The sequence below is a fragment of the Salinibacter grassmerensis genome (assembly GCF_947077765.1).
Lineage (GTDB): Bacteria > Bacteroidota > Rhodothermia > Rhodothermales > Salinibacteraceae > Salinibacter > Salinibacter grassmerensis.
Genome location: NZ_CAMTTF010000002.1, coordinates 641,456 through 662,507, shown reverse-complemented (window position 1 = coordinate 662,507; position 21,052 = coordinate 641,456). Strand labels below are relative to the sequence as shown.

General features: G+C 63.4%; 22 protein-coding genes. 6 read left to right on the top strand and 16 right to left on the bottom strand.

Annotated elements, in window-relative coordinates; translation table 11 throughout:
- Nucleotides 1-134: 134 nt before the first annotated feature.
- Nucleotides 135-1,604, bottom strand: a complete 1,470-nt coding sequence (locus tag OJB03_RS06940; RefSeq protein WP_263786174.1) for a sensor histidine kinase — start codon at nt 1,602-1,604, stop codon at nt 135-137.
- A gap of 690 nt (nt 1,605-2,294) precedes the next feature.
- On the opposite strand from OJB03_RS06940, the gene OJB03_RS06935 reads away from it, so the two are divergent.
- The 3 genes from OJB03_RS06935 to OJB03_RS06925 all read left to right on the top strand — a co-directional run bounded on the left by OJB03_RS06935 (nt 2,295) and on the right by OJB03_RS06925 (nt 4,935).
- Complete coding sequence (locus OJB03_RS06935) at nt 2,295-2,486, top strand: hypothetical protein (protein WP_263786173.1); 192 nt, start codon at nt 2,295-2,297, stop codon at nt 2,484-2,486.
- 985 nt (nt 2,487-3,471) lie between these two features.
- Nucleotides 3,472-3,690 (top strand): hypothetical protein, encoded by a 219-nt coding sequence (locus OJB03_RS06930; protein ID WP_263786172.1) that lies wholly within the window; start codon nt 3,472-3,474, stop codon nt 3,688-3,690.
- Between the two features lie 321 nt (nt 3,691-4,011).
- The gene (locus OJB03_RS06925; protein ID WP_263786171.1) at nt 4,012-4,935 is read left to right on the top strand and encodes a histone deacetylase family protein; all 924 of its coding nucleotides are present in this window, start codon (nt 4,012-4,014) and stop codon (nt 4,933-4,935) included.
- Here OJB03_RS06925 and prmC read toward each other — a convergent pair.
- From prmC to OJB03_RS06855, 14 genes are all read right to left on the bottom strand, one after another.
- Nucleotides 4,928-5,839, bottom strand: coding sequence for a peptide chain release factor N(5)-glutamine methyltransferase (prmC, locus tag OJB03_RS06920; RefSeq protein ID WP_263786170.1), 912 nt, complete (start codon nt 5,837-5,839; stop codon nt 4,928-4,930). The two genes, OJB03_RS06925 and prmC, sit on opposite strands and share 8 nt — an antisense overlap.
- 39 nt (nt 5,840-5,878) lie before the next feature.
- The gene (locus OJB03_RS06915; RefSeq protein ID WP_263786169.1) at nt 5,879-6,166 is read right to left on the bottom strand and encodes an acylphosphatase; all 288 of its coding nucleotides are present in this window, start codon (nt 6,164-6,166) and stop codon (nt 5,879-5,881) included.
- A 166-nt stretch (nt 6,167-6,332) separates the two neighbouring features.
- The gene (locus OJB03_RS06910; RefSeq protein WP_263786168.1) at nt 6,333-7,169 is read right to left on the bottom strand and encodes a phenylalanine 4-monooxygenase; all 837 of its coding nucleotides are present in this window, start codon (nt 7,167-7,169) and stop codon (nt 6,333-6,335) included.
- A 173-nt stretch (nt 7,170-7,342) separates the two neighbouring features.
- A complete protein-coding gene (locus tag OJB03_RS06905; protein ID WP_263786167.1) occupies nt 7,343-7,555 on the bottom strand; it encodes an ABC transporter permease in 213 nt (70 codons plus the stop codon).
- Nucleotides 7,556-7,635: 80 nt separating this feature from the next.
- On the bottom strand, nt 7,636-8,232 hold the full coding sequence (locus OJB03_RS06900; protein WP_263786166.1) for a thioredoxin family protein: 597 nt from the start codon (nt 8,230-8,232) through the stop codon (nt 7,636-7,638).
- Between the two features lie 144 nt (nt 8,233-8,376).
- On the bottom strand, nt 8,377-8,964 hold the full coding sequence (nadD, locus tag OJB03_RS06895) for a nicotinate (nicotinamide) nucleotide adenylyltransferase (RefSeq protein WP_263786165.1): 588 nt from the start codon (nt 8,962-8,964) through the stop codon (nt 8,377-8,379).
- Between the two features lie 29 nt (nt 8,965-8,993).
- Nucleotides 8,994-9,848, bottom strand: a complete 855-nt coding sequence (locus OJB03_RS06890; protein ID WP_263786164.1) for an outer membrane protein assembly factor BamD — start codon at nt 9,846-9,848, stop codon at nt 8,994-8,996.
- Nucleotides 9,849-10,016: 168 nt separating this feature from the next.
- Complete coding sequence (locus OJB03_RS06885) at nt 10,017-11,711, bottom strand: ABC transporter substrate-binding protein (RefSeq protein ID WP_263786163.1); 1,695 nt, start codon at nt 11,709-11,711, stop codon at nt 10,017-10,019.
- Between the two features lie 83 nt (nt 11,712-11,794).
- Nucleotides 11,795-13,375, bottom strand: a complete 1,581-nt coding sequence (gene guaA / locus OJB03_RS06880) for a glutamine-hydrolyzing GMP synthase (protein WP_263786162.1) — start codon at nt 13,373-13,375, stop codon at nt 11,795-11,797.
- A 115-nt stretch (nt 13,376-13,490) separates the two neighbouring features.
- Complete coding sequence (gcvH, locus tag OJB03_RS06875) at nt 13,491-13,865, bottom strand: glycine cleavage system protein GcvH (protein ID WP_263786161.1); 375 nt, start codon at nt 13,863-13,865, stop codon at nt 13,491-13,493.
- 161 nt (nt 13,866-14,026) lie between these two features.
- Nucleotides 14,027-14,521 carry a pantetheine-phosphate adenylyltransferase gene (gene coaD, locus OJB03_RS06870; RefSeq protein ID WP_263786160.1) on the bottom strand — a complete coding sequence of 165 codons (495 nt, stop codon included), beginning with the start codon at nt 14,519-14,521 and terminating at the stop codon, nt 14,027-14,029.
- Nucleotides 14,522-14,557: 36 nt separating this feature from the next.
- On the bottom strand, nt 14,558-15,166 hold the full coding sequence (locus OJB03_RS06865; protein ID WP_263786159.1) for an RsmD family RNA methyltransferase: 609 nt from the start codon (nt 15,164-15,166) through the stop codon (nt 14,558-14,560).
- 142 nt (nt 15,167-15,308) lie between these two features.
- Complete coding sequence (locus OJB03_RS06860; protein ID WP_263786158.1) at nt 15,309-16,244, bottom strand: hypothetical protein; 936 nt, start codon at nt 16,242-16,244, stop codon at nt 15,309-15,311.
- Nucleotides 16,245-16,328: 84 nt separating this feature from the next.
- Nucleotides 16,329-16,790, bottom strand: a complete 462-nt coding sequence (locus OJB03_RS06855) for a hypothetical protein (RefSeq protein WP_263786157.1) — start codon at nt 16,788-16,790, stop codon at nt 16,329-16,331.
- Between the two features lie 217 nt (nt 16,791-17,007).
- Here OJB03_RS06855 and OJB03_RS06850 point away from each other — a divergent pair, with 217 nt between their 5' ends.
- Together OJB03_RS06850 and era are read left to right on the top strand one after the other, a co-directional pair.
- On the top strand, nt 17,008-17,739 hold the full coding sequence (locus tag OJB03_RS06850; protein WP_263786156.1) for a pyridoxine 5'-phosphate synthase: 732 nt from the start codon (nt 17,008-17,010) through the stop codon (nt 17,737-17,739).
- A 39-nt stretch (nt 17,740-17,778) separates the two neighbouring features.
- The gene (gene era / locus OJB03_RS06845) at nt 17,779-18,693 is read left to right on the top strand and encodes a GTPase Era (RefSeq protein WP_263786155.1); all 915 of its coding nucleotides are present in this window, start codon (nt 17,779-17,781) and stop codon (nt 18,691-18,693) included.
- Nucleotides 18,694-18,705: 12 nt separating this feature from the next.
- Here the strand turns inward: era and OJB03_RS06840 are convergent, their stop codons facing one another.
- Nucleotides 18,706-19,884 carry a 4-phosphoerythronate dehydrogenase gene (locus OJB03_RS06840; RefSeq protein ID WP_263786154.1) on the bottom strand — a complete coding sequence of 393 codons (1,179 nt, stop codon included), beginning with the start codon at nt 19,882-19,884 and terminating at the stop codon, nt 18,706-18,708.
- A 347-nt stretch (nt 19,885-20,231) separates the two neighbouring features.
- On the opposite strand from OJB03_RS06840, the gene OJB03_RS06835 reads away from it, so the two are divergent.
- Nucleotides 20,232-20,960: a cell wall hydrolase gene (locus tag OJB03_RS06835; protein WP_263786153.1), complete on the top strand. Its 729-nt coding sequence runs from the start codon at nt 20,232-20,234 to the stop codon at nt 20,958-20,960.
- Nucleotides 20,961-21,052 lie beyond the last annotated feature (92 nt).

Here is a 21,052-nt window from a genome sequence, read left to right as displayed (position 1 = left end):
TCCTGAGTCGCCCAGAGCCCCATGCATTCGGCCTCAATGCCGCCTAGACGTGTAAAGCGACTGCGACGATTTCTGGAGCGCCCATCGGCACCGACGGCCCGCGTTGCTCCGCGGGGTGTGGTCCATCCTGCCCCTCACTCTTCCCCCCTGGCATCCACCGGTTCCGACGAGCGCGGAAACTCCACCCGGAACCGGCTGCCCTTGTTTTTTTCTGTCTCGACCCGGATGGTGCCGTCCATCTGGTCCGCCAAGCGCGCCGAGATGGCGAGGCCGAGGCCGTTCCCTTCATACGTGCGCGAGCGCCCCCGTGACTCCTGTTTGAACTCGTCAAAGAGGTCCGGCAAGAACTCCTCGTCAATGCCGATGCCTGTGTCTTCCACCTCCACGTAGACGCGATCATCGACGGTGCCCGTCGACACCGCCACGGCTCCTTCCTCGGTGTACTTGATGGCGTTCTTGATCAGGTTCCGGAGGATCTGTTCCAGGTACTGCTCGTCGAGCTCGGCCCACGTGGACGCATCCGAGAGGTTGACACGGAACGAGAGGCCCTTCTCTTCCGCGTCCGCCCGGAGGTCCGACGCCACACGCTCTGTGCACTCGCCGAGCGGCGTCGGCGTGAGCTCCACGTCCTCCTCCCCGGAGCGCAGCATCGACAGGTCGAGAAGGGCATTCAGGGTTCGCTTGAGCCGCTGCCCGTTCTCCTCAATCATGTCCAGGAACTCGGTCTCCTCGCCCTCCATCATGCCCCGGAGGACCTCCAGGGAACCGAGGATATTGGTGAGCGGCGTGCGCAGCTCATGCGAAGTGGTGGCAAGGAAGTCTTCCTTAAGGCGATTGGCCTCCCGCAGCCGGTCGTTGGCCTTTTTGAGCCGCCCTGCGACAACGCGCTCTCGCTCCAACTTCTGGACCCGGCGGCGGGCCTGGCGCTTTTCTTCCTTGACGATATAGAACCGCCGAGCGCTGTAGGCCAGCCCGAGGAATCCGAGGCCGTACGCCAGATAGGCCCAGATCGACCGGTACCAGGGAGACGCGATTTCGAGGGGGAAAGACGTGATGCTACTCAGTTGCCCGCGCTCGTTGCGGGCCTGCACCTGGAGGCGATACGTCCCCTCCCAAAAATCATTGAAGCGCCGGGTCGGGGTAGAGGACCAGTCGCTCCACTCTCCGTCTCGGCCCAGAAGCCTGTAGCGGTATTCCGGAGGGGTCGTGGTGCTGTACTGCGGGGAGGCGACCCGCACCCTGAGGTCCTCGCCGTACCGGACCGGAAGCGGGGCCCCGGTGTACTCGCGGTGGGGCGTGCCTCCATACAGGACACGATTGTCCTTCGGGGCGGTGAGCTGCCGGACCAGCGGCGCAAAGCCTGGGCTCGAGGAATCCGAGACATCCTCTGCCTGTGCTGCGTAGCGGAAGAGGCGCAGTTGGTCACCGAGCCAGAGCGTGCCGGCGTCGTCTACGAAAAGAGAGGTGGATTCTGACTTCGGGAAGTGAAGTGGAGCAATCTCATCCCAGTTGGTGACACTCTGGCCCTGGACTTCACCAACAAAGACTCGATTCCCAAGGACGAGCCACAGCCGATCCTTTTTGTAGTAGAAGGACTTTACCATCGGGCTTTTCCCGTCGACCTCGGGAAGAAGAGAGTCCTGACGGGTGAATGTGCGCCTCCCGGGCCGCGAGGACGAGCTTTCAACCTGATAGAGACCCTTCGAGGACGCAATAGTCAGGGTTGAGTCGATAAGATGTACCCCCTTGTATCCTTCCGGTAGCCCTGCTTCGGTGCCGTAACTCGTCGTATCGGTTATGCTTTGGCGGTCGGGAGAAAGAGAGACACGAATGACCATATCATCGAACGTTGAAACCCAGAGAATACCATCCCCCATTGAAGCAACACTTCGAACTTCCTTGTCGAGACCGGAAATCGATGAAGCCGACCACCGGCCATTCCGGCGGGCGACTCCTTTCACCCCATCGGTTGTAGCCGCATACAGGAAATCTCCTTCTGAAGCTTCGGTGAGACCCCAGGTTCGCTCCCAACTCCCAATCTGTCGCTTCGAGCGGCCCTCCAGGTGGTACAGTCCAACTTCCTTGGTGGCTGCAAGAAGGTCTCTCTGGACTGTTTCCATATCTTTCACAACCGGGAGGTCGCCCCCCCAGGATTCAAACCGGGCACTCCGTTCTCCTGGCGATTGGCTCTCAGTCGGCTTGAGAACGTGGAGGCCAGTCGTCGTGGACACGTAGGTGGTGTCCTCGTGCTTGTGAATCTCTCGGATGCCCCCACCCAGGGACGTCTGCTCATCATGGATAGTAAGCGGGGCATTCAGGTTGGACTGAAGCACCTGGCCATTATTGAGGGCCATCCAGAGCTGTCCCTCCCGGCCCGCAAATACGTGATTTACAACATTGACGGGGAGTCCGGACGAGTCGTCCAGGACGCGCACCACCTCCCCGTTCGAGTTGACGATCACCACCCCGGCCCTGATCGTCGCTAGTGCATAGCGACCTCCCGAAAGAGACGTCCCGTGGTAGAGATCGTTCTGACTCAGAAAGGATGTCAGTTCCGGCGTAAGAGACCGAAACGATTCGTCATCCTGGACGAGAAGACCGCGGTTCTGTGTCGCGAGAATCAAGCTTCCGTCGGGACGAGCATCCATCATGTATATCGGTGTTTCGTCCAATGCCTCACCACCTTGAGCCATCCGAAGAGAGTCACCTTTGAGGCGAAATAAGCCTTGATTCACATCTTTCACGTACAGCGTCTGATTCACTACGAAAGACGTGTGGAATTTTCCTTTCGCTCTCCATGAAGTGATTCCCTCTCCATCCCATCGGAAAAGGTATTCCCCAGACTGAAAATACGCATCCTTACCGATAACGTGTGTATTCCATACGTCCGCGAAATCCCGCTTCTCTGTAGGGACGTGGTGCAGAAGGGATTTGTACTTCAGAGTCCCTATTGAATCGGGCCGGAGATACCCAAAGTCTCCTCGGGTACCGACATAGACCAGACTGTCGGCGGCTACGGAGCGAGTGGGAGTTTCAGAGGTCGCAGGGGTCGTAGGTATCCGGTCCCACTCTTCACCATCGTACTGGAGGACCCCATGGTTACTGGCGACATAGATGAGGTCCCGCCTGTCTTGGGCAATGCTCCAGGTTTGGGTGGAGCGGTCGAGTGGGGAATGGAGTTGACTCGGAAACGGGAGTCCACGCTCGGAAGGGGCGTCCTGCGACACCGAATCTTGAACGGGCGGCCGCTCCTGCGATAAGGAGAGCTTTAGAGGAGAAGCCGGCTGGCCACTCGCGGCACAGGACCCAAGTAGAAGACTTACAAGGAGAACGGTCACTCCGGAACATTTTACGTATAGATGATCCATAGTTACCGAAATTGGCTGCAATATGGTTGCAATTTACCCAAGAGGTGTATAATGTAAACGATGAATCTTCGTCGCTAAAATCATGCCAACACACCCTGTAGTCATGAAGCGCTCGCTCTACACGACCGTCACATCATACCTTGCTACCTTTGCTTTCGCCGGGGCTTTTCTTCTCGGTGGGTGCACCAACACCGTAAGCGGCCCCCAGGTATCTGAGGAGGAACCAGTTGAGGTCCGACAGGGACAGGATCACAACACAATGCATGAAGATGGGGGGACGACCAATCCTCCGGAGCCGCACAACACCAATCCGAATGATTAAAGACTCACTAGGGCTCTTTACACGCAACACTTTTCGTCTCGCATCTGACTGACCACCTCATAGAAAACATACAGTGTTCGGGAGCGAGGAACGGTCTCTGAAACAGCTCCTAGAGTTCCGCGACTTCTAGGGTTGCTAGCGAAACGAAAAGACGAGCATTACGGCGCCAGGAGGGCCAGACGGCCTTCCTGGCGTTTTTTATGTGCCCTGCTTTTCATTTTTCTCCGAGCACAGTTCGGACCTTGGCTTCGCGCATTTGCGTACAGCGCATCGTTCTTCCTATACGCCACTCCTCTATCAAGCCGCAGGCTTCTGAGCTCGATGCGCGTCAGCTACTGTGACGGCTATTACGTCCCCCTCCCCGAGGGGCATCCGTTTCCGATGGCCAAGTTCCCGGCCCTCCACCAGCGGCTTCTGGACGAGGAGCTCATCCACCCGACCGACGTGGTCACCCCCCGGCAGGCCGACTGGACGGACCTGCGACGCGTTCACACCTCCGACTACCTGACGCAGCTTGCCGAGGGCAGCCTGTCCGACCATGCCGAGCGGCGCATGGGGCTTCCCTGGTCGGAGCGCCTCGTTTACCGGTCCCGGCTGGCCGTGCAGGGCACTATTAACGCGGCCCTCATGGCGCTCACAGACGGCGTCGCCGCCAACCTTGCGGGCGGCACCCACCACGCCTTCCCCGGCCACGGCGAGGGCTTCTGCGTGCTCAACGACGTGGCCATCGCCGTCCGCGTGCTGCAGGCGGCATGCTGGGTTCAGCGCGTCCTGATCATAGACCTCGACGTGCACCAGGGCAACGCCAACGCGGCCGTCTTCGCGGACGACGAGTCGGTCTTTACCTTTTCGATGCACGGGGGGAAGAACTACCCGTTCGAGAAGCCCCCCTCCTCCCTCGACGTCCCCCTTGAGGATGCGACCGGCGACCAGTCGTACCTCGACACGCTGGAATCGTACCTTCCCCAGACCCTAGACGCGGTGCAGCCGGACCTCGTGTTCTACCTCGGGGGGATTGACGTGGCGACGGACGACCGGTTTGGGCGTCTCTCCCTCACCCGCGCGGGCCTTCACGCTCGCGATCGGTACGTGCTGGAGCAGATTCAGGCCCACAATCATCCGGTGGCACTCCTCCTCTCGGGAGGATACGCCGACACCCCCGAGACCACCGCCGACCTCCACGCCATCATGTACCAGGAGGCCGCCCGCGTCTTCGAGACGCCACGCTCCTCCGCCGTCAACTAGCCTCTGCCCGCTCGATTCGCCCCCACACGACCCGCGGCCGCCCGCTCAGGTCCTCTTCGGTGTGGACCGCCTCCACGATCCCTTCCCCCCCGAACAATTCCGCCACCTCGGCGGCGTACTCGGCATGCACCTCTAGGACGAATGAGGCCCCCGACGCACAGCACTCCCGGGCCCAATCAACGAGATCGCGGTAAAAACGAAGCGGATCGCGACCGGCAAAGAGCGAACGGTCGGGGTCGTACTCCCGCACGACGGGCGGTAGAGACTCGGCCTCCGCGTCGGGAATGTAGGGCGGATTGGAGACCAGAAGGTCCACACCTCGTGGCGTCGCGTCCGGGGCCTCCGTACGTAGATCACCCTCAAGAAACTGAACGTCGAGGTCTAGGTCTTGAGCATTCGCCCGGGCCACGGCGAGAGCGTCCGTGCTGACGTCACAGGCCTGCACCGCCGCATCGGGCCGTTCGTGCTTGAGGGCAAGGGCAATGCATCCACTCCCTGTGCCGACGTCGAGCACCCAGGGTGTCGAGACGTGTTCGATACAGGCCAATGCCCGGTCCACGACCGCCTCGGTCTCGGGGCGCGGCACCATCACGTCCGGGGACACCCGCAGCCGCAGCCCGTAAAAAGAAGCGTACCCGAGGATGTGCTGCAGGGGCTCCCCCTGCACGCGGCGCTCCACCATCTCACGGAACTGCTGCGCCACCGACGAGGCGACCGCCCGGTCTGGATGGGCGTACAGATGTGCTCGATCGCAGTCCAGCAGCTCTGTCAGCAGCCACTCTGCCGTTCGTCGCGGGGCCGAGCGGTCCGCCGTCCCCAGACGCTGGGCCGCGTGGTCGATCAGTTCAAGTTGCGTCGGGGACGCCCCAGCGGTCTCCTCGTCGTGCCCTGATGAATGCCCCATGGCGATCTCTCCTAGTGGATTCGTGGTCGTTCTCCGGCCTCAGCGACGTACCTGAAAGACCTCGAACTCATCGTCGGCGTCGGACCAGTCCGCGTCGACCTCCTGGACGCGCGCCATGCGCGGGCCCTGGTGAACAGCTTCGACGAGCGACTCGAGCGCATCGGTGGGCCCCTCCGCCTCCAACCGGACCGACCCGTCGGGCTCGTTGCGCACCCAGCCGGTGACCCCCAGCCGCCGGGCCCGCCGCTGCGTAAAGTTGCGAAATCCGACGCCCTGCACGCGCCCCGTAATTCGCGCGGATACCCGCTTCTCCGTCTCTGTCTCCATGAGAACCCATGAGAGGCTAATTTGAAAGCTCAATACGGGTTTTCAACCGACGGCCCCACGGATGTTTTCCATGGGACCCGGCATCCATACGGAAGCGCCCCGCCGCCGGGGGTCCGGCGGGACGGGGCGCAGCACTGGCCTTTCAAATGGGCGTGGGACGAGACGCCTACAGCAATCCGTTCTTCGACGTCCAGTCGCGGAAGCCGTCCACGAGCTGCTCGAAGGAGTCGAGGACGAAGAGCTCATCCTGCAGGTTATACACTTCGTAGTCGTCTTTTTCGACGATGTGCTCGGGATCGAACGGATGAAGGGTCACCTCATCAGAGAGGGCATGCGTCACCTCCTCGTTGGAGGACACGATGCCCGCCCCAAAGATTCGCTTCTCGCCCTGCTCCTGGATCAACCCGAACTCCACTGTGAACCAGTGAAATCGCTCCAGGCGGGGACGGTCGGCCCCCTCCGCGTTCTGGGCTGCCTGGCCGTACAGCTGGTAGAAGTCAGCAAACTCCGGCTGTGTGAGCATCGGCATGTGCCCGAAGATGTCGTGGAAGCAGTCCGGGGCCGGGGTGTAGTCGAGCTCCTCCCGCCCACGGACGTAGTTCGTGGAGGGAAACTTGCGCTGCGACAGCAGCGAGAAGAAGTTCTTCTCGTGGATCAGGCCCGGCACATTGGCCACCTCCCATCCGGTCTCCTCGTTGAGGCGTCGACTCAGGTCCGCCAGATCCGGAATCCGGTCTCCCTCCAGCCCCAGCACGTCCTGCCCCCGCATGTACGCCTCGCAGGCACGGCCCGGGAGCTGCTCCATCTGACGCTCCACGAGAATTTGCCATGTCTCGTGGTCCTCTTCTGGATAGCCCGGGTACTCGATCTCGTCCCCCACGGGGGGCGGCTCCTCCAGCGTCTGCGGAATGGTGCGCGGATCAACGTCCTCCTGCCCTTCCTGGGCCGTTTCGAAGGCTGATCGCTCCTCCTCCGGGGTACTCTCGACGGCGTCGCTGCTCATGATATCACCTCAGGGGTTGAATGCGTGTAGATGAAGGCTCAGAACCGTGCTCTTATAAACCGGAAGCGCTCCCAGATCTAGGAGAGATGGAATCAGGTCCGGATATACACTCCAACGAAACGGACTCCACTCATGATTCTCGCTCTCCTGGAGGACGTCCTGTGCAAGCACTCTCACGGGTGGGCCTCGTCGCGGCGGATGAGCCAGGCGACCCCGATGTACCCGAGGAATGCCGCTGCACTCATCACGAGGGCCGCCCGCGTGACCCGCGCCCTATCGCCAATCACCTCTTCGGCCATCACCATCACGCCTAGGAAGAGGGCAGCGATGCCGCAGGCCCCGGCAACGACGTGTGTCCAGGTCCGAAATGCGCGTCCACTAAACATGACCATCCAGAAATGACACTGGGGGTGCGAGAGGCCGCCTCGTCCCCCGTGGTCGGCCTCGCGTCCTGGCGCCCGGTCTCCTACGCCGCGTGGGCCGGGGTCGCATCGGGCTTCCACTTGATGTTGCATCCCATGGAGGGGGCCTGCTCCATCGTCACAGTGCCGTCGGCGAGAAGCTCGTCGAGGGCCTGGCGCAGGTCGTCCCCGTGTGCCTCGTCCCCGTCGGGACGCGTGTCGTCGAAGCGCCCGCGGTAGGCGAGCGTGCGGTCGTCGTCGAAGACGTAGATGTCTGGGGTGCAGGCCGCCTTGTAGGCCGTGGCCACCTCCTGCGTCTCGTCCTGCAGGTACGGGAACGGGTAGTCCTTCTCCCGAGCCCGCTCGGCCATGTTGTCGAACGAGTCGTCCGGATAGCGCTCCGGATCGTTCGAACAAATGCCCACAAACTGTACGCCCTCGTCCTGATACTCCCGCGCCGCGTCGAGGAGGGCACCCTCGATGTGCTGCACGTACGGGCAGTGGTTGCACATGAAGACGACAACGAGTGCCTCGGCCTCGTCGTAGTCCGCGAGCGAACGCTGTGCGTCGCCCCGGTCGTCCACCTCGGGATTGGCCGCGGGCAGTGAAAAGTCGGGGGCCGGGTGGCCCAGTTCCATCATCGTCGATTCGGTAAGCGCCATGGGCATTGGGGTGTCAGTTCAGAAAGCGTGACGGCATTTGGGGCTGGCGTTCAGGCCAAGCTCGTGTCGGGATCTAAAAACGATGTCGGACAACGCAAAGTTCAGGCGCCGACGCAACGACCCTGGACGCGTGCCATCCGCTCGTCAGTCTCGTACGCGGTAGAGGTCGTGGGTGTCGATGTAGGAGCGCACCCCCTCCGGCACGAGGTACCGGATGGAGCGGCCGGCCCGGCGCCGGGCGCGGACCTCGGTCCCCGAGATTTCCAGGACGGGCGCAGCCGCGTACCGGACATCGTTCGCGAAGCGGGGATCGGCGACCGACTCGATGGCCCCGGGGCGTTTGTACACGATAAACGGCACGCGCTCAGCGATCTCGTCGGGCCGGTGCCAGTCGGCAAAGTGGTCGAGGCTGTCACTGCCGAGGATGAGGGCAAAGTCCGTATCGGGATGCTGGTCCTGCAAGACACGGAGCGTCTCGACCGTGTACGACACGCCTTCCCGTTCCACCTCAATTCCGCACACGCGAAAGGCCGGGTTGTCCGCCACCATGCGCTCGGTCATCGCCAGCCGGTGCTGCACGGCCACCAACTCGTCGTCCGGCTTGTGGGGCGGAGTAGCGTTGGGAATCCACCACACCTCGTCGAGCCCGAACTGGTCGCGGACGACCTCCGCGACGATGAGATGGGCGACGTGGGGCGGGTTGAAGGACCCTCCAAAAAGACCAACATTCATGGGCACGGTGGGCCTACAGAGTCCCTTCGTCAGTTGGAGCCGCCCGACGCATCCTCCTGCGCCAGCGACTGCTCACCCTCTCGGGCCTGCACGCGATCGAGCTTTTCTCGGGCCTCGCTGTACAGGTTCTCCGCCCGCCCAAGAAGAGTGCTCTCGGGGAAGAGTTGCGTGAGCCGGTTGTAATTCTCGATCGCTTTCTGGTAGCGCTCGGCCTGCTTGCTCTCCACGCTTCGGTCCGCGTACCGAACGTACGTCCGTACTGCACCAAGAAGCGCGTTGTCGGCCCAGCGTGTGTCTGGGTACTGATCAAAGGCACGTTCGTAGACTGTCGTGGCGGCCTGCCACATGTCGCGCTGCTCGTAGAGCTGGCCCGCCTCGTACTTCTTCCGTGCAAGTTTCGCGCGGAGCTCATTGATTTTCTCTTCGGCCTTCGGCACGAGTTCGTGGTTCGGGTGCCGGTCAATGAAAAGACGAAAGAGAGAGATGGCCTCCTCCGAGTCCGACTGGTCGAGACGGTACGAGGGCGACCGGAGGTAGTACGAGTTGGCGCGTTCAAACTCGGCCCGAGGAAGGAGATCGTCGTTGCGGTAGAGCTGCGTGAAGCGCTGGAATTCGTTCGCGGCCACCAGATGCTTGTTCAGCCCGCGCTGCGCCATGGCGAGCTTGAAGCGCGCATCGGGGGCCCACTCGTTCCCCCGCCCGTATTCAAACACGGCCCGAAAGAAGCGAATGGCCTGCTGATGATCGCCTTCCTCCATCTCGGCAACCCCCTTCTTGTACGCTTCTTCCGGCCCACTGTAGGTAAGCTCGGTGCCTCCCGAGCATCCGACGAGGGCCCCGAGAAGCGCAAACAGCAGAACAGGAACGAGAGCCGACGTACGCATGAAGGGACCACTACGATGAAGGCAGTCGACGAGAGGGCCGCCCCTGCTTTCGGTGTGACAGTTGGGGCGGAAGCGATAACGCGGGCCGAAACGACAGGGGGGAGGGTCTGTTCCTCTCCGCAGCTTTAAGCCCAGATGGATCGCCCCTCCTCCGCAGGGTCTTTGTCTCTACCGGAGAAGCTCCGTCCGTTGGTCGCGGTAGCGATGGATAAACAGCGCCTGATTCCCATTTTCTCCCTGAAAGCCGATGTTCATTCCAAGGCCCTCATACGTCGGAGCGGTGCGGAGCGCCCGGGGCGTGGGCCCTGTGCCGGACGGCGAGAGGGTGGTCAGCAGAAAGCGGGCCACGTCGTAGCCCACGTAGGCTAGGCGGCGGCCGTTGGTGGAAAGTTCGTCCGGGGGGCTGCCCGTAAGCAGGCGGTATCGGCGGACGAACCGTTGCACGGCCGGCCGATCCGTCTGCACGTAGAAGCCGTTCGTGTACGTGGCGGTGGCCGTGCTGGCCGACTCCTTGAAGGGAAGGTCGTGCCACTCGGCGTTGCCGAGCACCCGCTTCCCGGGGAGAATTTGCCGAAGGCCCGTGAGGGCCCCCTGAATCTTGCCCGCAGTGCCACGGCCCGACACGGGGAGATAAAGCGCCTCCGTCTCGGCCAGCAGCGAATCGGTGGCGGCCGAATCTCGCCGGGCGCGAAGGGAGTCGGTCTCGATGAGGGTCGAGTCTTCGAGGAGGGTCGGCAGCTGCGACCAGTCCCGTGCCCCCTGCAGCGGAATGCTCAGGGGCACCGTCAGGTCCTGCCGGCGGGCCTCCGCCCGAAAGCCCTCGGCCATGCGCGCGCTCAGGCCATTGCCCTCCTCGTAGATGACCCCGACGCGGTCAATGAGGAGCCCATTTTTTGCGGTCCGCGCCATGACCCGCCCACGGTCCGGGATCGTGGGATTGGCCTGGAAGACGTAGTTCTTCCCTTCAGACACACTCTCATCGGTAGCCATCGGGGCCACCAGAGGCACGCGGGCAGCCTCGGCCCGCTCGCCCGCCGGCCGCGCCACGCGGCTCCGGATGGGCCCAAGAATCACGTCCACATCGTCGAGGCGCACGAGTGAGTCGACCGCCGCCCGTGCAGCCTTGGGCCGGGGGCCTGTCCGACGGAAGTGCATCTTCGCGACCCAGTCCGGGCGCTCGACCTGCTCCGCGACGACCCGCAGCGAGTCGACGCGAACGGTGTCGGCCGGCGCAGCCACGGTGGTTTCTCCGTCCGCGGCCGCGAGGCTGTCTCCCGCACGGCGGGCCGTGTCGTAGACCTCAAAGGTGTCGGCCTCCGTCCGCAGACCGGGCGGACGGATGAACCGCCGTCGTAAGCCATTGTGCTCGTCGACCGCCAGCCGAACACCGTTGAACAGGGCCTGGGACAGGGACACCTCCGCGGCCCCCATCGGAAGCGTCACGCCGACGCGGAGCGTATCCGGGGCCTGCGTCTCTTCTCGGAGCCGGCTCCGGGCCCGCTCAAGGAGCCGCTCTGCCTCGTCCCGGTACGTCGTCTCCGGATATTGGTTGAGAAGAGCCTCAAGCCGGTCGATGGCGTCCCGGTAGCGGCGCAGTTGAACGAGGGCCTTGCCGTCCATGAGCAGAGCGGCCGTCGTTTTTCGGTTGAGCTCGTACTCGCTCACCAACCGAAAGCGCTCGTGCGCCGTCTTGTACTCGCCCCGCTCAAATGCCGCAACTCCTTCCTCAAACAGCAGCTCCGCATTCTCAACTTCGGGAACGGCCACCGCCTCCTGAGCATGGCCCGGCGTCGCCGACGCCCCGACACTCAGAAGCAGAAGGAGCCCAAGCACACAGGCCGGCCTGAAGCGGTGAGTCACCATGGAGACGGGAGACGATGTTGAAGAATTGACGCCAAGAAACTTGTCTCTTCCCCATCCCAACGCAGCATTCCCTCGCAGCATTATTATTCCCACTCGATGGTTGCCGGCGGCTTGGAGCTCACGTCGTAGACAATCCGGTTGATGCCGGGCACTTCGTTGACGATGCGGTTCGAGACGTGCCCGAGAAAGTCGTGGGGGAGATGCGCCCAGTCGGCTGTCATGCCGTCCACGCTGGTCACGGCGCGCAGGGCGCACACGTTTTCGTAGGTGCGCTCGTCCCCCATCACGCCCACCGCCTGCACCGGAAGAAGGACCGCGAATGCCTGCCACACCTCATCGTAGAGGTCGTTGGCGCGCAGCTCCTCAATGAAAATGGCGTCGGCCTCTCGCAGCAGGGCCAGCCGCTCCCGCGTGATCTGTCCGAGAATGCGGATGGCGAGGCCGGGCCCGGGGAAGGGATGGCGCCCCACAATGGGGTCCGGCACGTCCAGCAGACGCCCGATCTCGCGCACCTCGTCTTTGAACAGCTCCCGGAAGGGTTCGATGAGATCGAAGTCGAGCTCGTCGGGCAGCCCACCGACGTTGTGGTGGGTCTTGATGGTGACGGAGGGCCCCTTGAATGAGACGCTCTCAATCAGATCGGGGTAGAGCGTGCCCTGGGCGAGGTAGGTGGGTCGGTGTCCCAGGTCAGCAGCAATGGCCTCGGTCTGCTCCTCGAAGACCTCGATGAACGTATTGCCGACGATGGTCCGCTTCTCCTCCGGGTCCGTTACCCCGTCGAGCCGATCCAGAAAGCGGTCCGTAGCGTCGGTGGTGCGCAGGTCCATCTCGAAGTGGCCCCGGAACGTATCTTGAACCTGGTCCCACTCCCCCTTCCGCAGGAGGCCGTTGTTGACGAAGATGCAGTGGAGCTGATCGCCCAGGGCCCGCTGCAGAAGGGCTGCGGCGACGGACGAGTCGACGCCCCCGGACAGGCCCAAGATGACGTGGCGGTCGCCCACTCGAGCCCGGATCTCTTCGGTCTGCTCCTCCACGAACGAGGCAGGCGTCCAGTCCCCACTGCACTCGCAAATCTCGTGCGCAAAGTTCTCCAGAATCTGGCGGCCGTAGTCCGTGTGCACTACCTCCGGGTGAAACTGCACGCCGTAATAGGGCCCGTCTGTGTCACGCACAGCGGCCACCGGGGCATTGTCGGTCCGGGCAATCACCTCGTAGCCACTGGGGAGGTCCGTCAGGTGGTCGCTGTGGCTCATCCAGACGGTGGAGCCGCTCGGCACGCCTTCGAAGAGAAGCGATTTCTCCTGCCCGTCCGGGGGCACCTGCAGCTGCGCCCGCCCAAACTCGCGCCGGTCGGCCCGCGCCACCTCGCCCCCAAACTGGTGTGCCATCGCCTGCAGGCCGTAGCAGATGCCCAGCAGCGGCACCGGAGTGCCATCGGGCCGCTCCAGGTTGAGCAGGGCCGGGTCGAGTGTCGGCCCTTCCTCGTCGTAGACCGAACAGGGCCCCCCAGAGAGGATGACGCCATTCGGGTTCAGGGCGTCGATTTCGTCCGCCCCAACGGTGCAGGGGCGAATCTCCGAGTACACTCCGGTCTCACGCACCCGACGCGCGATGAGTTGCGTGTACTGCGAACCAAAGTCCAGAACAACGATCCTGTCGTGCATCGACACGGGGGGTGGGAAGGGGCGAATGTCAGAGTGCAATGGCAACCAGTCGTTTCGTGCGGTCCTGTTCTCGACAGACCCGCGAGCGGCGCGCACGGAGCGTGCGCAAGGGAGATCACGTGACCTCCGCGTACGCGTCAGCCCCCATCAGCTCCTCCGCCTCGTCGGGCGCTGCGAGTTCAATCTCAATCATCCATCCGTCCCCGTACGGATCTTCGTTTACGACCTCCGGCGCGAGCTCAAGCTCCTCGTTGATCGCCGTGATGGTGCCCCCCGCGGGCATGTACAGCTCCGACACCGTCTTGACCGCCTCAACAGTCCCGAAGATGTCGTCCTGCCCAAGCTCCGTCCCCTCCGGCTCTAGCTCGACAAAAACAATGTCGCCGAGTTCGCTCTGTGCAAAGTCTGTGATGCCCACGGTGGCCGTGCCGTTCTCGACGCGCAGCCATTCGTGATCGTCTGTGTAGTAAAGGTCGTCCGGCGTGTCCATTCGTCACGTAAGGGTAAGTGAGGGATATGTGTGTCGGTGAAGATACAGGACGCGGCGGCGAATCAAAAGGCCTCGCGTCCGGCCGTGCACGGTCCAGACTGCCCAACAACGCGGGAGACGTTGAGGAGAACCATTTGCCTCAATACGCGGGCCAGGCGCTGTTACGACCGGGCCGGCACGCCCTTCTGCTCCAGCGCCTCCACGACCGGAGGCGGCACGAACTTCGAGACGTCCCCGTCCCATCGATGAGCATCCCGCACCATCGAGGAACTGATGAGGGCGTACTCCTCGGAGGTCATGAAGAACACGGTCTCCAGCTCCGGGGCCAGCTTCCGGTTGGCAAAGGCCATGCGGAACTCCGCGTCGAAGTCACTCACCTGACGGAGCCCTCGCACCAGGGCCGCCGCGCCGACCTCCTGCGCGCGATCCACGATGAGCCCCTGGTGGGCCTGCACCTCCACGCCGTCCAGGTCTTCGGTGCATCGACGCACGAGTGTCGTGCGCTCCTGGGTCGAAAAGAGGGTCTCTTTTTCGAGGTTGACGCCCACGGTCACTTCCACACGGTCGAAGACGCGGAGGGCCCGCTCCAAAACGTCCCGGTGGCCGAACGTGAAGGGATCGAACGTGCCGGGATACAGGGCAAAATTCTGGTCCATGCAGGGGCGAGGGGTCCAAGCTAAGCGCGCAGCAGGTTAAGACGTCTTCGGGGAGGACTCCGTGGCCGACTCTGCGTCGCTCGTCACGTCGTCCGTTGCCTCGGGCGGAAGCGGGGGGCGAAATAGACTCACGATGGTGCGCCCGTAGGACCGACTCGTCATCAGCCGGGGGTGCTCATCGAACCAGTCGTGCGAGCTGTGTTCGAGCGTGAAAACGCCATCGGTGTCGAGGTGGGGCACCGCCAGGTCGGGCATCTCCTGCATGGTGTCCAGCTTGTAGGGCGGATCCGCCATGATAAGGTCGAGCGCCGGCCCCTGGTAGGTCCGCAGGTACTCCACGGCGTCCCCCTGTATGAAGATACATTTGTCCTCCACCCCAATCTTTTCGGCGTTTTCTCGGGCGTAGTTGATGACCTCGCGTTTCTGCTCTACGAACGTCACGAGCTCCGCCCCTCGGCTGATGGCCTCCAGGCCGAGTGCGCCCGTGCCGGAAAAGAGGTCAAGCACCTCTGCGCCCTCAAGGTAAATGCGGGCGTCGATGAGCCCGAACAGGGCCTCACGCGTCCGGGCCGTGGAGGGGCGTGTCTCGTGGCCAGAGGGCGTTTTGAGGCCGTGGCCGCCAAACCGGCCGGCAATGAGTTTCATAGTGGATCAGGGTTGCCAAATGAGCAGATGCTGCGACGAGGCCCTACAGCCGACGAGCCTCGAAAGTGATAAACGCCTGTCGGGGGTAGAGATCCCCAATGGGGGTGTCGCACGGGGACGTGCCTCTTTCCTCGTGTCCCTTTCACTCCGCAGACAGAGCCAGGGCCCCGCCGATGCATGGCACGTACTCTCCGGGCTGCTCCGCATCCGGCTCCCAGATGCGGTGCAGCCGCCCGAATGGGTCGAGAAGAGTAGGGGCGCTCTCGAATACCGATTCGAACGGACCGCCGGCCACGGCGTCTACCTCCGACCCATACACGACGAGAGCGTCGAGCGCGTCCGGCACCATCCCAATCCGGTTGAGCATTCCTACGGCGTAATAGACTTGGTCTTCGGCCGTCGGGGCGTTCTCGGCCGCGTGGGCATGGTGCCAACTACCGTTCCGCGTCAGGGCATATTCGGTGTGCCCTGCGTACTGCCCAATCCCGAGCTGATACGTCTCGTCGTCTGCCGCCGTTGCCAGCGCCCCCCCCTCCTCCGACAGTCCCATTAGATGGGCCGCCGCCTCCGCGCTGAGGATGCGCCCTGTCGTGTCCACTCCGGACACCTCGGCGAACAGGGCCTCCATGCGCGCCTCCACCTGCTCGGGCACGGCCAAAACGTGCACCCACTCGACCGTCTCGCCATCCTCCACGGTCGTGCGCACGGATTTCGACACGGTATGGAGCGCTCCGGGCGACCGGGTGTTCGTAACCAGGGCCGCCTGATACGCCACACGTCGGTCGCGCTCCTCCGCCGAAAGTCCTCCGGGGAGGGGCATGAGAACGCTGTACGCATCCACCGGATGGAGCACCAGTCCCACGTCCGATGCGTCGGTGTCGTCAAAAATGCGGGACAGGGCGGTCGTAATCGTGTCGAGGGGCGCAGGGCTTGTGTCTCCCCACAGGACGCGCGCAATGTCCACCTCGAAGGTCTCTTCCCCAAACCGCCGGAGATCCACGTCCGAGCCGTCTCGTTCTACTTCCGCGTACCGCACCGTCGGACCCTGAATGTGAACCGCGGCCGAGATCGACTGCATAGTTTTTCACTCCTGCCTACATTGCGCGCCCTGCATCGTCAGGGCCTTGGTCTGCCGCGTTCCATGGGCCTGCCAACCACGGGCCTACTCCCAGCTGGCTGCGTTCGCCTGCGTGGGATCGCCGGTCAGGGTGCCAATCTGATCGTCGGTGTCCGGGTCTTCGAGCAGGTAGGTTTCAACCCGTCCAGTGTCGCTCACGGCGTACTGGAACCGGTTGCCGGTTCGGGGAGAGAACAACAGGGAATCGAGGGAGACTGAGCGTCCGAACACGCTGTCCTGTCGGGTCGAGAGGATCGAATCCCCGCGAACGTGCTGGAGCAAAATATTCAGCGAGTCCGGGTACGATGCGCTGTCTCGCTCGTAGTCGACGAGCGCCGTTCGAACGTTCGTCATGCGCTGGCGGGTCTGCTCTGTCAGTCGCTGCTCCCGCTCGATGCGCTCGTAGGGCTCGGTGACCGACTGGTACAAGAAATAGGCAAGCCCGACAATTACAACCACCAGGAGGGCCTGAATGGCAGTCTGGATCGTTCCGCTGCTCGTAGCCATGAGAGCCGTTCGTTCGTGTTGGCAAAAAATGACCGGGTGAGTTTTCCGCCCCGCGCGAAGTGAGGAGCACGGCAAGGCAGAAATGTGATGACAGATCCGAAAATAGGGGGCTCCTCTGCGAAATGCAATTCCCTGCACGCCCTTCAAAAAACAAGAGGACCTCCCCCGATGTTAGAGCGAACGAACTCCCGACCCTCAAATCAGCCGTATTTCCCGCGTGACAAACCTGCTCATTAACGTTGACCACGTTGGCACCCTCCGCAACGCCCGCGAGGAGACCTTCCCCGATCCTGTGCACGCCGCCGCGCGCTGTGAGCAGGCCGGGGCGGATGGAATTGTCTTTCACCTTCGTGAGGACCGTCGTCACATTACAGAGCGAGACGTGCGGCTCTTCGCCGAGACAGTGAACGGCAAACTCGACTTCGAGCTGTCCACTGAGGAAGAGGTGGTCTCCATCTGCTGCGACGTGGTGCCGGACCTGGCCACGCTAGTGCCCGAGCGGCGGGAAGAGATCACTACGGAGGGCGGGCTCGACGTCACGGCGAACCGCTCCCGCCTCGACGCCGTCACGGACCGCCTCTACGACGCCGGCGTGGACCAGGTGAGCCTCTTCGTCGACCCGGCCCCGGCCCAACTCGACGCCGCCGCCGCGGTGGGCGCCAACTGCGTCGAGCTCCACACCGGCGACTTTGCCGAGGCCTCTACGGAAGCCGCCCAGCGCGAGGAGGCCGAGCGGTTGGCCGCGGCCGCCGAAGAAGCCCACGAGGCGGGCCTCCGGGTGCACGCCGGACATGGACTGAACTACAAAAACTTTTCTCTCTTCCGAGAGACGGTCCCCCATGTCGCCGAGGTTTCAATCGGCTTTGCCGTGATGGCCCGTGCAATTCTCGTGGGCATGGACCGGGCCGTTCGCGACATGCGTACGACTGTAGCGAACGCCCAGCCGTAGGAGCCCCTGTTCTTGATCACCTCTTCTACCCTTTTCTTTATGGAGCACTCCGAGCCCCTCTTCGACGACATCTCCGACGACCACACCAGCGGCTACGTCGCCATCGTGGGCAAGCCCAACGTGGGCAAGAGTACGTTGATGAATGCCCTACTCGGCGAAAAGCTGTCGATCGTCACCAAAAAGCCGCAGACCACCCGCAACCGCGTCCTTGGCATTCACTCGGGGCCGGAGCACCAGGCCATCTTTCTGGACACGCCGGGCATCATCGAGCCGCGCTACGCCCTGCACGAGACCATGATGGGGCAGGTGCAGGGGGCCATTCGGGACGCCGACCTTCTGCTCTTCCTCCACGAGGCCACTCAGGACGAGCCGGACACCCAGAGCCTAAAGAAAATTGGCGATACGCCGGCGTTTCTGGTCCTCACCAAGATGGACCTGATTCCGAAGCAGGAGACCCTCCCCCTCGTGGAGTCCTACGAGGACCTCCGGGCCTTCGACGAGGTGGTGCCGACCTCGGCCAAGGAAGGCTTCAACCTTCAGACCCTCCTTCACCTCGTGCTCGACACCCTGCCGGAGGGCCCGCCCTTCTACCCAAAGGATCGGATCAGCGAGCACCCGGAGCGCTTCTTCGTCGCCGAGATGATTCGGGAGAAGGTGTACAAGCACTACCACCAGGAAATTCCCTACTCTGTGCAGGTCAACGTCGTGGCCTACGAGGAACGGCCCGAGGGAACGAAGGACTACATCGACGCCGAGATCGTCGTCATGGAGGAGTCGCACAAGGGCATCCTGATCGGCGAGGGGGGCAAGGCCCTCAAGAAGGTGGGAATGACGGCCCGAGAGGACATTGAGGCGTTCGTCAAGAGCTCTGTGTACCTGAATCTGCACGTGAAGGTGCAGGAGAACTGGCGCGACCGGAAGAACGTCCTCCGCTCCTACGGCTACCGGGCGTAGCGCCGAACGGACTCAGTCGAGTTGCATCGCCAGTCCCTCCATGACGGCCCGCTTGTGCTCGGCGGGAACGGCCGTCGCCGGCACCGTGTGCTGTTGCATCTCACGCCGCTGGCGGTAGTCAGCCCGGAGCTGCGCGAACGCCTCGCCCCGTGCGTCCGGTCCCAATTCGACCAGATCTCGGAGGGACGCGTCGTCGACCGCGGGGTCGTACGCCTGCCGCGCGAGCTCGAAGCGCCACTCCACGGCGGACAGCCGGGGATCCGGGGCCCGGCATCGCAGCGCGTCCGCCGAGGCGGGACGAATGGCATCCGTTCCCGTCCACATCGCCTCCGCCCCCAGTGCCTCGCAGAGCGCCTCGTACAGCATCTCCGTGCCCCGCACCTTTCCGTCGTAGGCATACCCCGCAATGTGGGGCGTCGCCAGGTCCGCGGCTTCGATGAGCGCCGGGGCGGGCGAGGGTTCATTCTCCCACACGTCCAGCACCGCCGCCCCCACTGCTCCTTGCCTCCGGGCCGCGAGCAGCGCCTCCCCGTCCACGACCGCGCCGCGCGAGGTGTTCAGGAGCCACGCCCTGTCGCCGAGCCGATCCAAGAACGCCGCATCCACTAGGTGATGGGTCGGATCAGGCCCCGACTCCTTCAGCGGAACGTGCAGCGTCACGACGTCGGCCGCCCCGAGCACTGTGTCGAGGGGCACGAATGAATGGGCCTCTCCGTCGGCCTCGGCGGCCCGGGCCCGGGGCGGATCGTTTCGGAGAACGTCCATCCCCAGCGCCGGGAGGCGACGGGCGAGACGACCGCCGATGTTGCCGCACCCTACGATGCCGACCGTTCGCTCTCCCAACGGAACGCCACGGCGACGGGCCAGCCCAAGCACCGCCGCCACTACGTAATCGGCAACCGAGTCGGCGTTTGAGCCTGGGGCATGCGCGAACGGAATGCCCTGCGCCCGCAGGTACGCCCGGTCGATGTGATCCGTCCCAATGGTCGCCGACCCGACAAACTGCAGGGTCGTCCCCCTCAGCAGCTCCGGCCCGACGGGCGTTACGCTCCGTACGAGGAGCACGTCCGCGGCCGCAACGTCCGATGTCGTCATCTCTCGGCCGGGCATCCGGCGCACTGTCCCGAATTGCTCGAAGGCGTCTTCGACACGAGGAATATTGGCGTCCGCAAGAATTTGCAGGCTGGTCACAGGTGCAAGAACAAAGTAAGTTCACGAGTACATTGTAGAGGACACGCCCACGAAAAGCGCTTTTGTTAAGAACACGCCGAGGGCAGATTAAGCGAAAAAGAACGAACTGTCAACACACAAACAACCGGGCATGAAGAAGAAAATTACCGTCATAAGTATTTGCTTTTCCAGGAAGTTACGGAGATAGCCTACCGGAAACCTATATCGACCCCCCATGGTTTTTCACTGCGGAGCGACGAAATGATCGTACGAAAATGCACCTTCGTCGCATACATTTCCTGGAGCGTCGCAGGGCCTCCCGGCCCGAACGCTGCCTCCGATGGCCTTCGAATAGCATACACCGGTATATGAGCAAACGTACGATTCTTCTTTGCGCATCCGTTGGCACTCTTGTCTTTTCGGCGGGGTCGGTGTCCCCGAACTCTGGACCCGAACTCGGCCTCGACGCTTCTCAGCACGCATCGGTCTCTGAGACGAGCCCTGCGGGGGACAGCGGCGGCGAGGCCCCCTCACTCCAGCAGCTTTCCGCCGCATACGCCCCCTCCACGCCACATGCCTCGGGGCCAGCCCCACGGTCGGAGGCCGACTCGCCCCAGGAAGAATCGTCCGCGCTGCTCCCCACCCCGGCCAACCTCGAAGAGTCAACCCTGTGGCTCGCCCGGGCCATCTACTCGGAGACGAAGCTGCCCCACGAGCAGGAACTGGTCGCCTGGGTGGTGCGCAACCGCGTGGAAACCGCCTACCGGGGCCGCCGCACCTACCGGGCGGTCGTGCTGGACCCCTACCAGTTTAGCGCCTTCAACCCCGGCTCCTCGAAGCGGGCCCTCTACCGGCGGCTCCAGCCGGAGGCCCCGCTCCCGCGGTGGCGCCAGGCCCTGTGGGTGGCACGCTACGTGCGGCAAGCAGCGCCGGCCTACCGCCCGTTTTCGATCGAGACGCGGCACTTCTACAGCGAGCGGTCGATGCGGGGACGAGCGGCGCCCTACTGGGCGGAGCGAGGGGGATTCGTGGCGCCGGAGCGCAGCCGGTACGCAGTCGACGAACGGCGCTTCCGGTTCTTTAAGCAAATCTCGTAGGATCCGCGGACGACTCCTGTATAGCTTGGCCCACTGCCCTGTAATACGGGCAGCGGGCCAGAAAGCATCTCTACTGTGAGCTTCCGGTTTCA